9 protein-coding genes are annotated in these 14,190 nt (G+C 62.7%); 4 read left to right on the top strand and 5 right to left on the bottom strand.

Annotation, left to right across the window (positions count from 1 at the left end; translation table 11 throughout):
* Positions 1-93 precede the first annotated feature (93 nt).
* On the top strand, positions 94-558 hold the full coding sequence (gene bfr / locus ACMGT0_RS28360) for a bacterioferritin (RefSeq protein WP_054062546.1): 465 nt from the start codon (positions 94-96) through the stop codon (positions 556-558).
* 182 nt (positions 559-740) lie between these two features.
* Here the strand turns inward: bfr and uvrA are convergent, their stop codons facing one another.
* A complete protein-coding gene (gene uvrA, locus ACMGT0_RS28355; RefSeq protein ID WP_054059479.1) occupies positions 741-3,575 on the bottom strand; it encodes an excinuclease ABC subunit UvrA in 2,835 nt (944 codons plus the stop codon).
* A 190-nt stretch (positions 3,576-3,765) separates the two neighbouring features.
* Here uvrA and ACMGT0_RS28350 point away from each other — a divergent pair, with 190 nt between their 5' ends.
* On the top strand, positions 3,766-5,163 hold the full coding sequence (locus ACMGT0_RS28350; RefSeq protein WP_054059478.1) for an MFS transporter: 1,398 nt from the start codon (positions 3,766-3,768) through the stop codon (positions 5,161-5,163).
* Positions 5,164-5,172: 9 nt separating this feature from the next.
* A complete protein-coding gene (locus ACMGT0_RS28345; RefSeq protein WP_054059477.1) occupies positions 5,173-5,682 on the top strand; it encodes a single-stranded DNA-binding protein in 510 nt (169 codons plus the stop codon).
* Between the two features lie 145 nt (positions 5,683-5,827).
* Here ACMGT0_RS28345 and ACMGT0_RS28340 read toward each other — a convergent pair whose 3' ends face one another.
* Together ACMGT0_RS28340 and ACMGT0_RS28335 are read right to left on the bottom strand one after the other, a co-directional pair.
* On the bottom strand, positions 5,828-6,664 hold the full coding sequence (locus tag ACMGT0_RS28340; protein WP_081006021.1) for a hypothetical protein: 837 nt from the start codon (positions 6,662-6,664) through the stop codon (positions 5,828-5,830).
* Positions 6,665-6,754: 90 nt separating this feature from the next.
* Complete coding sequence (locus tag ACMGT0_RS28335) at positions 6,755-8,653, bottom strand: MAC/perforin domain-containing protein (protein ID WP_054059476.1); 1,899 nt, start codon at positions 8,651-8,653, stop codon at positions 6,755-6,757.
* Between the two features lie 283 nt (positions 8,654-8,936).
* Between ACMGT0_RS28335 and ACMGT0_RS28330 the strand changes: the two genes are divergently transcribed.
* Positions 8,937-12,260, top strand: coding sequence for an ATP-binding protein (locus tag ACMGT0_RS28330; protein ID WP_416770689.1), 3,324 nt, complete (start codon positions 8,937-8,939; stop codon positions 12,258-12,260).
* Between the two features lie 2 nt (positions 12,261-12,262).
* On the opposite strand, the gene ACMGT0_RS28325 is transcribed toward ACMGT0_RS28330, so the two are convergent.
* Positions 12,263-12,964, bottom strand: coding sequence for a hypothetical protein (locus ACMGT0_RS28325; RefSeq protein ID WP_081009827.1), 702 nt, complete (start codon positions 12,962-12,964; stop codon positions 12,263-12,265).
* A complete protein-coding gene (locus ACMGT0_RS28320; protein ID WP_206542424.1) occupies positions 12,957-14,132 on the bottom strand; it encodes an AAA family ATPase in 1,176 nt (391 codons plus the stop codon). Before ACMGT0_RS28320 ends, ACMGT0_RS28325 begins: the two co-directional genes overlap by 8 nt.
* Positions 14,133-14,190: the final 58 nt, after the last annotated feature.

Here is a 14,190-nt window from a genome sequence, read left to right as displayed (position 1 = left end):
CTCTGCTATTTCTCACTTTTCTGCTGTTTTTGCCGTGACCTTCCGGTCAGCTTGGTTCAAAATACAGACTTTCAGGCAGGGAGATGTAGGGCGATGCAAGGTCACCCGGACGTAATCGATTACCTCAACACGTTGCTGACCGGCGAACTGGCAGCCCGTGACCAATATCTGATCCATTCGCGGATGTATGAGGACTGGGGCTTCAGCAAGCTCTACGAGCGCATGAATCACGAAAGTGAGGAAGAGGCTCAGCACGCCGATGCACTGATCCGCCGGATCCTGATGCTCGAAGGCACACCGCGCATGCGGCCGGATGATCTCGACATTGGTACCACTGTGCCCGAGATGTTCGAGGCCGACCTGCGCCTGGAGTACAAGGTGCGTGCCGCGCTGTGCAAGGGCATCGAGCTCTGCGAGCAGCACAAGGACTACGTCTCCCGCGATATCCTGCGTCAGCAACTGGCCGATACCGAGGAAGATCACACCTACTGGCTGGAGAAACAGCTGGGGTTGATCAAGTCCATTGGCCTGGAGAATTACCTGCAGTCGCAGTGCTGAGGTGAATGGCCGGTGCCATGCACCGGTTCGCCGGCCAGCCAGGCTCCTGCAGGATCGCGTCGTGCCGCGATATCGGATACACCGCCCCCTGTAGGAGCCAGGCTTGCCGGCGAAAGCGTCCTCAACGCTCACCAAAAAGCCCCTGCCATCACACGATGACAGGGGCTTTTCATTCCCGTTGATTACGCCCGATCGCGAATCAGCAACGGCTTCAGGTAATGCCCGGTATGCGACTGCGGCATCTCGGCTACCTGCTCCGGCGTACCCACCGCGATGATCTGGCCGCCCTTGGAGCCGCCCTCGGGTCCCAGGTCCACCAGCCAGTCGGCGGTCTTGATCACATCCAGGTTGTGCTCGATCACCACCACGGTGTTGCCGTGGTCACGCAGGCGGTGCAGTACGTCCAGCAACTGCTGGATATCCGCGAAGTGCAGGCCGGTAGTCGGCTCGTCGAGGATATACAGGGTCTTGCCGGTATCGCGCTTGGACAGCTCGCGGGACAACTTGACCCGTTGCGCCTCGCCACCGGACAGGGTGGTCGCCGACTGCCCCAGCTTGATGTAGGAAAGCCCCACATCCATCAGTGTCTGCAGCTTGCGCGCCAGTGCCGGTACGGCATCGAAGAACTCCCGCGCTTCCTCGATGGTCATCTCCAGCACTTCGTGGATGCTCTTGCCCTTGTACTTGATCTCCAGGGTTTCGCGGTTGTAGCGCTTGCTCTTGCACACGTCGCACGGCACATAGATATCCGGCAGGAAGTGCATCTCCACCTTGATCAGGCCATCGCCCTGGCAGGCTTCGCAACGGCCGCCCTTCACGTTGAACGAGAAGCGCCCCGGACCATAGCCCCGGGAACGGGCCTCCGGCACACCGGAGAACAGTTCACGGATCGGCGTGAACAGGCCGGTATAGGTCGCCGGGTTCGAACGCGGGGTACGGCCGATCGGGCTCTGGTCGATATCCACCACCTTGTCCAGGTGCTGCAGGCCGTTGATGCTGTCGTGGGCCGCCGCTTCCAGGGTCGTGGCGCCGTTGAGTGCGGTCGCACTGAGGGGGAACAGGGTGTTGTTGATCAGGGTCGACTTGCCCGAGCCGGACACACCGGTCACGCAGGTCAGCAGGCCGATCGGGATTTCAAGGTCGACATTGCGCAGGTTGTTGCCGCGGGCGCCCTTGAGGGTCAGCGACAGCTTCTTGTTGCGCGGCGTGCGCTTGGCCGGCACCTCGATCTTCACCCGCCCCGACAGGTACTTGCCAGTCAGCGAGTCCGGGTGCGCCATGACCTCGGCCGCGGTGCCCTGGGCGACAATGCTGCCGCCATGCACGCCGGCACCGGGGCCGATATCCACCACATAGTCGGCCAGGCGGATCGCGTCCTCGTCGTGCTCGACCACGATCACCGTGTTGCCGATGTCCCGCAGGTGCTTGAGGGTGCCGAGCAGGCGGTCGTTGTCGCGCTGGTGCAGGCCGATGGACGGTTCGTCGAGGATGTACATCACGCCCACCAGGCCGGCGCCGATCTGGCTGGCCAGGCGAATGCGCTGGGCTTCACCGCCGGACAGGGTGTCGGCGCTGCGGTCCAGGGTCAGGTAGTCGAGGCCGACGTTGACCAGGAACTGCAGGCGCTCGCAGATCTCCTTGAGGATCTTGTCGGCGATCTCGCCGCGGCGCCCGGTCAGCTTCAGCCCCGAGAAGTAACCGGCTGCATCGCCGATCGGCAGGTTGGTGACCGCCGGCAGGGTTTTCTCGCCGACCCACACATGCCGGGCCTCGCGACGCAGGCGTGTCCCGCGGCAATCCGGGCAGGGTTGGGTACTGAGGAACTTGGCCAGCTCCTCGCGCACGGTAGCCGACTCGGTCTCGCGGTAGCGCCGCTCCAGGTTGGGCACGATGCCTTCGAACGGGTGCGAGCGCTTGACGATATCGCCGCGGTCGTTGAGGTACCTGAAGTCGACGTTCTGGTTGCCGCTGCCGTTGAGGATGACCTTCTGCTGGTCCGCCGGCAGGCTGTTGAACGGCACTTCCAGGCTGAAGCCATAGTGCGCGGCCAGCGAGCCGAGCATCTGGAAGTAGTAGACGTTGCGCCGGTCCCAGCCGCGTATCGCACCCTCGGCCAAGGTCAGTTCGCCATTGACCAGGCGCTTGACGTCGAAGAACTGCTTCACCCCCAGGCCGTCACAGGTCGGGCAGGCACCGGCCGGGTTGTTGAAGGAGAACAGCTTGGGTTCCAGTTCGCTGATGGCGTGGCCGCAGACCGGGCAGGCGAAACGCGCGGAGAAGATCATTTCCTCGCCCGGCTCGTCGTCCATCGGTGCGACCAGGGCAATGCCGTCGGCCAGCTTCAAGGCGGTCTCGAAGGATTCGGCCAGGCGCTGCTGAAGGTCGGCGCGGACCTTGAAGCGGTCGACCACCACATCGATCGTGTGTTTCTTCTGCTTGTCGAGTTTGGGCACTTCGTCCAGCTCGTACAGCTTGCCGTCGACCCGCGCGCGGACGAAGCCTTGAGCCCGCAGTTCCTCGAACACCGACAGGTGCTCGCCCTTGCGCTCGCGGATCACCGGTGCCAGCAGCATCAGCTTGGCGCCTTCGGGCTGGGCCAGCACCAGGTCGACCATCTGGCTGACGGTCTGCGCTTCCAGCGGGATGTCGTGGTCCGGGCAGCGCGGCGTCCCCACGCGGGCATACAGCAGGCGCAGGTAGTCGTAGATCTCGGTAATGGTGCCGACCGTCGAGCGCGGGTTGTGCGAGGTCGATTTCTGTTCGATGGAGATCGCCGGCGACAGGCCTTCGATGGTGTCGACATCGGGCTTTTCCATCATCGACAGGAACTGCCGGGCGTAGGCCGACAGCGACTCGACATAGCGGCGCTGGCCTTCGGCATACAGCGTGTCGAACGCCAGGGACGACTTGCCGGACCCGGACAGGCCGGTGATGACGATCAGCTTGTCCCGGGGCAGGGTCAGGTCGATGTTCTTCAGGTTGTGGGTTCGAGCCCCACGAATCAGGATCTTGTCCAAAGTGGCCTCGCACGGCGGGCGGTAAAGGCAGGAGTATAAGGCTAAATACTGGATGGATGCACACTATCGCGACACAGCATTGCAGCCTTGCATGACAGGATGCTGAACGAGTGAGCGACAAAGCGTCACCCTATACCCGCTCAAACGATGGGACTGATAGAATCGCCGCCGGTTCACACGAGGTTTTTCCATGCACGATCCCCACAGCGAACGCATGAGTGGCGGCGAGACCCGCGCGGCAAGCGGCCTGGCCCTGGTGTTCGCGTTCCGTATGCTTGGCATGTTCATGGTGTTGCCGGTCCTGGCGACCTACGGGATGGATCTGGCGGGCGCGACACCGGCGCTGATCGGCCTGGCCATCGGTGCCTACGGCCTGACCCAGGCCCTGTTCCAGATCCCCTTCGGGATCATTTCCGACCGTATCGGCCGCCGCCCGGTGATCTACCTGGGCCTGGTGGTCTTCGCCCTCGGCAGCCTGCTGGCGGCCAACGCCGACTCGATCTGGGGCGTGATCGCCGGGCGCATCCTGCAGGGCGCCGGGGCGATTTCCGCGGCGGTCATGGCGCTGCTCTCGGACCTGACCCGCGAACAGCACCGTACCAAGGCCATGGCCATGATCGGCATGACCATCGGCCTGTCGTTCGCCGTGGCGATGGTGGTCGGGCCGCTGCTGACCCGGGCCTTCGGCCTGTCCGGGCTGTTCCTGGCGACGGGCGGCATGGCGCTGGTCGGCATCCTGATCATCGCCCTGATGGTGCCCAGGGCCACCAGCCCGCTGCAGCACCGCGAGTCCGGCGTGGCGCGCCAGGCCCTGTTGCCGACGCTCAGGCACCCGGACCTGCTGCGCCTGGACCTGGGCATCTTCGTGTTGCACGCGATGCTGATGTCGAGCTTCGTCGCCCTGCCGCTGGCCTTCGTGGAAAAGGCCCACCTGCCCAAGGAGCAGCACTGGTGGGTGTACCTGACCGCCTTGCTGATCTCCTTCTTCGCCATGATCCCGTTCATCATCTACGGCGAGAAGAAACGCAAAATGAAACGAGTTTTGCTCGGCGCGGTGACGACGTTGATGCTCACTGAGCTATTCTTCTGGGAGTTCGGTGATGGTTTGCGGGCCCTGGTGATCGGTACGGTGGTGTTCTTCACCGCCTTCAACCTGCTGGAGGCCTCGCTGCCGTCGCTGATCAGCAAGGTTTCACCGGCCGGAGGCAAGGGCACGGCGATGGGGGTGTATTCCACCAGTCAGTTCCTCGGCTCGGCTCTCGGCGGTATTCTGGGCGGCTGGATGTTTCAGCATGGCGGTCTGTCGGCAGTCTTCCTCGGATGCGCCGCACTGGCTGCCCTCTGGCTGGCCTTTGCTGTTACCATGCGTGAACCTCCCTATGTGACGAGCCTGCGCTTGCCGTTATCGCCTGAGGCGATCCGCGAAGCGGGTCTGGTCGAGCGCCTGAAAGCCGTCGTAGGGGTAACCGATGCAGTCGTCGTCGCCGAAGAGGCCGCCATCTACATCAAACTGGACACCGAATTGTTGGATCGCACCACCCTTGAGCGCCTGGTCAATGAACCGGCCTCGCAAGCGTGCGAAGCCTAGGAGAACGTTATGGCCCGTGGGGTTAACAAAGTCATATTGGTCGGCACTTGCGGCCAGGATCCCGAAGTTCGCTACCTGCCCAACGGCAACGCCGTGACCAACCTGAGTCTGGCGACCAGCGAGCAGTGGACCGACAAGCAGACCGGCCAGAAGGTCGAGAAGACCGAGTGGCACCGTGTGGCGATGTTCGGCAAGGTCGCCGAGATCGCCGGCGAATACCTGCGCAAGGGTTCGCAGGTCTACATCGAGGGCAAGCTGCAGACCCGCGAGTGGGAAAAGGACGGGATCAAGCGCTACACCACCGAGATCATCGTCGACATGCAGGGCACCATGCAGTTGCTGGGCGGCCGTCCACAACAGGGCGACCAGGGTGGCTACGATCAGTCCGCGCCACGCCAGCAGGCCCCTCGCCAGCAGGCACCGCGTCCACAGCAGGCACCCCAGCGTCCAGCCCCTCAGCAGGCCGCTCCGCAGCCGGCTCCGGACTTCGACAGCTTTGATGACGATATTCCGTTCTAAGCCGCTGCTTATCCAGCACTGAGAACCTGAAAAGCGAAGCCAGCAACCTGGCTTCGCTTTTTTATTGCCGGCTGCAAAGCCATTGATCGGCCCACATGCCCGTCCTGAACTTTCGCACAAGCCCAGGCCCGGGCTTGCAGGACATCTACAGCAGCGATTCGTGGCGCGTCGGCGTCTTCTCTTCGTGGTAGTGCGGGCGGCCCGTATCGGAATCCATCAGTGCCGGGGTGGCGAGGATGGTTTCGGTCGGCAGGCAATCCTCGTTGCCCTGGAACCAGCAGGCCAAGGCCGAGTTGCGGTTGCCGTGCATGTCGACGACGCTCAGGTACGTGTTCGTCCCGGGCGGCGGCGGGGCAGGAAACGTCTTGGGCGGCAGCACCAGCGCGTCGCCCGGCTTGACCCACAGGTCGGCCAGTTCGATCTGGTTCACGTAGGGCCGCCAGCGCGCCACGCTGATGACCAGCGGCAGCCGGGTATAGCGGGCCAGGAACACGTGGGCGAAGTTGTGGTACTCGAGGTCGGTCGGGTTGTAGTTGAGCAACTCGCGCTGGCGCTCCGGCCCGAGATAGGGCGATTGATGACCTGCCCACTTGCCGTAGGTGTACTGCGCGATCATCAGTTGCTCGTATTCGAAGCGGATGCATTCGCCACTGCGCAGTAGGGTCATGCCAAAGGCCTGGGCCGTTTCCTCCGTGGCCCATAGCGGTTTGTAGCAGACCTCCCTGGCATGGAAGTCGAACTCGGTGATTTCATAGGAACCGCAGGCCGTAGGCACCCGGCGTGGCTTGCTGCCGATGCCTGTGTATTTATGGCCAAGCTCCAGCTCGGGTCTGGTCGGCGCCAGCTCGATCAGGTGACCACGAGGTTCGCTGCAGGGGACTGCCAGGCCCTGATCGTTGTACAGGAACGGGAACTTGTTGGTATCGAGCGGCTGCTGGGCGCCGTCCTCGATGAAGGAAATGCTGTTGAAGAACTGCATCATGACAGGGACCATCCAGGTCGGGGGCTGGGGACAGGCCGGTTGATCGAGGGACCGATCCGGCGGTCGTGCCGGATCGGTGAGCTTACCTCTTTAACGTTGCGGCTGTTGCTGCACGCGGAACCAGTCCATGCCATGGGGTTCGCGCCAGCGGCGAACGGCTGCGCGTTTTTCAACCTGGGTCAGGCACAGGCCGGCCCCATGGTGGTAGACCATCAGCAGGTGGAAGATGTCGTCGCCACGCCGGTCCCAGATCACGTCGTCCTCCTGGCGCCCCGGTTTTATCGGGTGCAGGCGGCAATCGCTCTGGTCCTGCATGCCTTGCAGGAGGCTGCCGGTCTCGTAGTTGATCAGCAGGATCGGATGGTTGATCTCCGGGTAGGGCTTCTCCAGTTCCCTCATGTACCAGAGCTGCCCTGGATTGCTGGCATCCGTTTTCTGCATGGCGATCCGGCTCTTGTTCTGCGGGTCGGCGACCAGTACCGGATGGTCACCGGTGTTGTTGTGCAACCGGTAGAGGACGGTTTGCGTGTCTTCGAGCACCTTGGCGGTCTGTACCAGTTTCACCCGGCCGAAGGAATCGTGGGACAGCCGTGCGCTGATCTTCACTCGTGGCCTGAGGTCTTTTCCCACGTCGCCGAAGCCGGCAATCACGCCGTCCACACCGGCATCTTCCAGGTTGTTGCCGGCCAGCGCGTAGGTCAGGCCAGCCAGGAAGTTGGGCTGCATGCTCCTGACCAGGATCTCCCAGCGCGTCAGGGTGGCTTGCGTGGCGCCGTGGACCAGCAGCGCTTCACGCATGGCGGCGTTCGGGTAGTAGCGGCTGTCGCGCGGCCAGCGTTCGGTGGTCAGCAGCAATTTGTGCTCGGATTTCCCGTTCAGCAGCAGTGCCATGGCGTCCCAGAACTTCTCGAAGGCTTGTGGCGCGGCATCGGCCGCCGGTGGGTAGTGCACGGCTTCGCTGGTCTGCTTGCTCTTGTTGTCGATGAACACCGCACGCAATGCCGGGCCGTTGGCAGCCGCATTGGGCGAACTGCGACGACTGTCGCGGCCGATGACAATCACCGACTCGGACCAGGTCGCATCGATCTCGGCCTTGTAGCTGGTATACCACTGGTAGGCATCTTCCAGGGCCGTGCGGCGCGGGCCATCCTTGACGAAGAGATAGATCGGGGAGAGCTTGAGCTCCACCACCCGTGGACTATCGATCAGGGAATGGCGCCACTTGATGAATTCCGGCTGATAGTTCTGGGGGTTGATCGAACTGAAGTCGATGGAGTGTGTGCCCCCACAGGTGGTCAGCCGGCTTTGACGGTTGGCGATGCGGCTTTTGACCTCCTCTGTGGTTGCGGTCGAGGCTGTGGCGCTGACAAACGCCCCGTATTCGGCTTCGAGCATCGCCTTGAGGCTGGTCTTGTTGCTCAGGTATTTCTTGGAGGCGGTCATGGCGTAGTTCAGCGACCCGCCGACCACGACTTCCTTGACGATGTCGACGCCGAAGTCGACGAAGAAATTGAAGAATTTCCGGGCGTCAGCCGGATCGAAGACCTCGGGCAGTTCCGTGACCCGGCTCTTGAACACCTCGGTGGCATTGTCGGGGTTGACCGCCAGGCTCAGCCTCCACAAACGTACCGTGTGGCTGTAGAGCGCGGCCTCGTGTTCCTGGAGTTGTGAAATATCGCTGCCGAAGGTGGCCTTGAAGCCGGCCGAGAAGGCGCCATAGCTGCCCTTGGCCTCGACGCTCGATTGACTGTGCCGCTCATATTCCTCATGGGAGGAAAAGCTCTCGGTGAAATAGTCTTCCTGGGTCACCAGGTCGAGGGTGACGTGCTTGCCGATGTTGTAGGTGCGCTCCAGGCATTTGATCGGCTGCTTGCCGAACTCGGTATCGCCAACCTTCTGGCATTCCTTGCTGTCGCCGGCCCAGTCCAGTTTGTTCAGGCCCAGTCCCAACAGCTGCGAACCACTGATGTCTGTCAACTCGCTGCTCATTGCAGGCTCCTTTCGTCCAGGTTGTATCAATTGGGGCCAATTGATGGGGCCCAGTATCGGGAGAGGGGCCAATGCCAGACAGTCCAGAGCGGTCTCAGTGCAGTATCAGTTTGGTATCAGCGAGCTGACCAAACTGCCGCACCAGTGGGTTAACGTGGTCGCGGTGCTGGAGTACACTCCCGCGACAGCCGGCTGATAGCAACTTGGTATTGCCCTACACCGATATCCCCGGCGCTTTCATTGGCGAGCCCGCCCAGGGTGAGGGGCGCTCGGGGCTATCGACATGGACTCCAGAGATCTTCCGCTTTCCGTCGTGCCGAGGGTCGAGCCGATGCTTTCCGATGGTCGGGTCCTGCTCGACAGCGGCCTGCTCAAGGCCCTGCGCAAGCAGCATGGCCTGAGCCAGGAAACCCTCGCCGAAGCCTGCCTCAATCGTCATCTGTGCGTCTCCATCGCCTCCATCAAGCGGGCCGAAACCGGCAAGCCGGTGCTGTATCGAACGGCCCGCCACCTGGCGACAGCCTTCGATGTCGACGTCAGCACCCTGCTGGGGCAATCGGCCACCGAGGCCTTGGCCGAAGTCGAAAGCACCATGGCCGAACTGCACGAGCGTCTGTTCCAGGCACCGGAATACGCGATGACGCGCTACGTCCTGGAGTTGTGCTTTGTCACCGATGAAGGCGCGCGTTCGGCGCCGTTGACCGAAGGCATCGAGCGGTTGATCCAGCAGTTTGGTGGCGTCTGCATCGGCAATGCCCAGGGCCTGGTCATTGCCCGGTTCGGTTCGCCCCAGGCCTACCGCAGTGACAGCGAACGGGGCCTGCTGTGTGCCCTGGCGTTGAGCCGCGAGCAGTTTGTCCGGGGCGGGCACGGGATCGTGCTGCGGCTGGTGCGCGAGCACGAGGCGATGCCGCTCGAGGTCCTGGCCCAGGTCCACCATGTGTTTCCCTCCCTGTATGGCAACGCGCCGGTGCATGTCGCGCAGGACCTGATCGAACAACTGGCCTTGCGCTTCGAATTCGCCGCGGCCGACCCGGTATTGCCCAGCTATCGCAAATGCCTGCGCCTGCGCAGCCTCGACGACAATGCGCCGCGGCCTTTGGTAGGCCGGGCGATCGAGCTGTTGCAGTTCAAGGGCGTGATCGAGGCCGCCGAGGAATGCCAGGACGGTCATGTGGTTTACCTGCGTGGCATGGCCGGTATTGGCAAGACCCGGCTGGTCAGCGAGTTCTGCGAAATGGCCCGGCAGGGCGGGTTCGTCTGTCATCGTGGCGATGTGCTGGATTTCGGCATGGACCATGGCCTCTGGCCCCTCGGCCAACTGGTCCTCAGCCTGCTGGGCCTGGGGACTGCGGAGCCGGTTCAGGCACAGGCCCTGGAGGTGGCGGTGAGCCGGTTGAAACTGGCCGAGCCGTCGCTGATGTTTCTGCAGATGCTCACGGGTGTTCAGTACGTCGATCGCGCGTTCAAGGCACAGCAGGCGCTGTACGCGGCGATGGGCGGCGAGGCGCGCTCGCAGGGATTGTTCAACGCGCTGTTGCAACTGCTGTTGCGTGTCGCCGTGCAGCAGCCTTTGCTGATCATCGTCGAAGACCTGCATTGGGGCGACAGCGGCCTGTTGGCGATGCTCGGTCGGCTGCTCGATGCCAGCCGCGAAGCGCCGATTGTCTGGCTGCTCACCTCGCGCCCCGAAGGCGACCCGCTGGAAAGCGAACTGCGCCCGCGTTGCGCCAGCCCCATGAGCCTTCTGGAACTCGCGCCGATCCGCCCGCGTGAGGCGACGGTACTGGCCGAGCAGTTCGTCGACGTCGACCCGGCCTATCGCGCCGACTGCGTGGTGCGGGCCCAGGGCAACCCGCTGTACCTGACGCAGTTGTTGTCGAGCCAGGAGCGGATTGTTCCCGACAGCCTGCGGCACCTGATCCAGACGCGGGTGGAACGTTTCACGCCGTCGCAACGCCGGGCCCTGCATTACGCCGCGGTGTTCGGCAACCGTTTCGAGCTGGCGCTGTGGCGCGAGGCGCTGGCCCAGCCCGACTACGTGCCCGAGGCGCAATGGCGCCAGAGCCTGCTGCGGGAGGTCGAGCCGGGCAGCTACAGGTTCGTCCACGATCTGGTCATGCACTGCCTCTACGATGCGATGCCGCAGGTATTGCGCGACCAATTGCACCGCGAGGTGGCCTCGCTCTACCGCCAGCGCGACCAGGCGCTGTGTGCCCAGCACCTGCTGCGGGCCAACGCACCGGAGGCGTTCGACGCGCTGCTGCTGGCCATGGCGGAAAAACTGCAGAACTGCCAGTACGAGTCGGTCCTCGCCCTCGGCCAGCAGGCGGTGGGCCTGGGCAAGCGCGGCGAGGCCAGCTTCGACCTGGCGCACCGTTGCGCCCAGGCGTGTTCGGGGCTGGGGCGGACGTTGCAGGCCCGCACGCACTTTCAACAGGCGCTGATGCTGGCGGCCCGGGGGGAGGAGCGCATCGAGGCGGCACTGGGGCTGGCCTCGGTATTGAACACCCTCGACTGCCTGGAGGAAGAAGAGCGCCTGATCGAACAGATCCTGCCGGTGGCACACAGCCTGCGGGCGCACACGGCGCTCGCCCGGCTGTATCACCTGCGCGGCAATATCTACTTCCCCCGTGGCGACTATGCCGAGTGTCGGCGCCTGCACGAAGAGTCGCTGTCCTTTGCGCGGATCGGCAAGCACCTGGAAACCCAGGCCAAGGCCCTCAGCGGCATTGGCGATTCCTACTATGCCCAGGGCAGCATGCAGACGGCCTGCGAAGTGTTCGACCAATGCGTGCGCCTGTGCGAGCGCCATGAGCTGGTGCAGGTGGAAGCGGCCAATCGCAGTGCCCGTGGTTCGGCGCGTTTTTATCTGGGACAGCCGGAGCTGGCCCTGCAGGACGCCATGCAGGCTGTCGCCGGCAGCCGCCGGATCGGCAACCACCGCGCCGAAGTGTTCTGCCGGCTGACGGCGGCCTGGGTCCTGCTGGCGTCGGGTGAGGAGGTGAGGGCGCAGCAGGAACTGTCCGAAGCCCTGGAGTTGGCGCGCAACCTGGGCGCCAGCCGTTTCGAGGTGCTTGTGCTGGAGGGGCTGGCGCGGGTGGCGCTGTGCCAGGGCGAGCGCGAACAGGCCCAGGCACTGATCCTGGCAGCGGTGGAGCGGGTCGAGCGCTTCGACCTGCAGCGCTACATCGGCCCCTGGGTCTATGGCAGCCAGGCCCTGATGCTGGATGATGCAGCCCTCAAGCGCCAGGCCCTGCAGCGGGGAGAGGCGTTACTGGACCAGGCGTGCCTGGCCCATAACACCCTGCGCTTTCGGGTGAGCGCGGCCGAGGTCTGCCTGCTGGCGGGCGATTTCGAGCAGGCCGTCGGGCACGGGCAGCAGATGGCGCTGCTGCCCGAGTCCGCGTCCTGTGCCTGGGTGCGTCACCATGTGCGGCTGATCGGTGCGGCGGCACAGTGGCTGCAACACACCGATCAGGTCAGTGCCCAGGCGTTGCGGGCAATCCGCCGCGACGCCGAAGCACTCGGTTTCGTGGCGACCATGCCTCTTCTGATCAGTAGTTTGAATGCTTCATCCCGACAGTCAGACTTGTCCGCTGAGTAAATTCAAGGACGATTCAGATATTCGCGTAGAGAATTTTCAAAAACAACAGCCTGGCCGCACAGTGTTTTTACTTGTGCCCAGTTCGTGCGGACACTATCGGCGTTCTCCCTATAGGCTCGAACGCTTTTCCTGATGCGGTTCGCTTTCGGCAGTCGCTCCAGCGCATCCTCCAACGCAGGGTTGCATTCTGCGTCAGCGCAAAGCGGATGCTCCTCGGGAAGTATGGCGGTTGCCAGCCAACTTCCTGTCGATTGTGCCGGTAGGCACCAGAGGGTTTTGGCGTCTGGTGTCGTTGGCGACAACCAACTCCTCATCATTGCTTCGAGTTGTGCACAGGTATCCGCGACCGGTGGGCAAGGCTGGTTGCAGGGTAACGGCCGCCAGTTTTTCTGACGTGCCATCTCTTCTATCGCCGGGCCACAGTCGGCATAGCGTTTGAGCGCCACGTCGGTATCCAGATGAATGATGAACAGGTCGTAACCTTCCAGCGTCGGGTCCGAACTCAGGGGGCCGCAATGCCTTTCACCAGCGTCCTTGCACCATTTAAGTACACCCGGCCAACCATTTCCTCGCAAGCCCGGTTTCGGCTCGGGCTGAAGCAGTGTCATTTGGAATGGATCCGGAAGAATGGCCCGCAATGCTGCGCTGATCAGCTCATAGTCCGTTGGCCCTTCGGCAATCAGAGCGATGTGCAGCTCAGACATTCGGCACACCTCCCAGGTGCCCCATCAACCAAAGGCGCGATAACGGGTACTCCTCATTCATTGCCCGAAGTTTGTCTGACAGCTCCAGCCTGCGTACCCGGGTCAGTCCTTCGCTATTACGTTCCACGACAAACAGCCGAACATCAGGATCCGACAAGTCCAGCCCATCAAGCACCGCTGGGTTATGTGCGGTAAAGAGCATTTGCCGTTCTGGCCCGTTGTGCTTCAGCCAGCCGGCCAGGCGTGCTGTCAGGCGTGCGACCAGTCTTGGGTTGAGCGCCTGATCCAGGTTGTCGATGGCAAAAAGTCTGGGGGCAGACGGCAATAGACAAAGAAGTGCGCAGAATATGACATAGAGGGCACCCTCACTGGCGTCATAGGCTGTCAACTCGTTGCGGCTTTTGTGCATATGGCGATCGGTGAATTTCAGCATCCATTTGGTTCGCGGAACCTTGGGGGAGAGTAATGCTGAACCCCGTGTCGTGGCCTGGACGTCTGAAACCCAGTCGATCAACTCAAGAACTTCATCCAGTACCTCGCTGTCATCAAGCAGCTTGCTCAGCTCTGAAAAACCCTCAGCCAACTGACCACCACTAAGGCCTACCGGTGCCCGTGGCTGCATGTCCGGTACCGTCCCGCGCAGAGTCGGAGTATTCGGGCAGTAGATCGCATATTCCTGCAGGCACTTCATCAACTGCGCTGCCGGGTTTGCCTGTTCTATCTCGACCAGTCGCAACGCCGCCAGGCCAGCTTGCGGATTGAGGTTCTTCTTGTTGCGTACACCGTCGGAAACAATGTCCTGAACCCCATCTTTCAGGACTTCGGTCTTGTAGGTCCACGCCGGCTCCGGCGATTCCAGAGGATTGAGCAGAGAGACACGGTAAAGTTGTTCGCAGCAGCCTTCTGCACTGATACCGATATGCGCCGGGGTCCGTTTGGTGGTAAACGAACTTTTGAACAGCCGTGGTACCCCTGCCCGTACGCCACGACGCAACAATGCCTCATCATCGACAACCCCGTTGGCAGCGGAGCCCAGCACTCCTATCGCTTCCAGGATATTGCTTTTGCCCACGCCGTTGGCGCCAATGAAACAGTTGACACGACCTAGTTCAACCGTTTCCGAATGGATGGACTTGAAACCATCAACATGAATGGTTTTGACGATCATGGCGTACCTGTCATTGAAGTTGGCGGAGATACTGGGCTCAGGCACTGTGCCCTCCTAT

The organism is Pseudomonas sp. RHF3.3-3, from assembly GCF_048069595.1.
Lineage (GTDB): Bacteria > Pseudomonadota > Gammaproteobacteria > Pseudomonadales > Pseudomonadaceae > Aquipseudomonas > Aquipseudomonas fuscovaginae_B.
The sequence above is the reverse complement of the archived record's forward strand: the minus strand, read 5'-3'. Positions and strand labels throughout refer to the sequence as shown.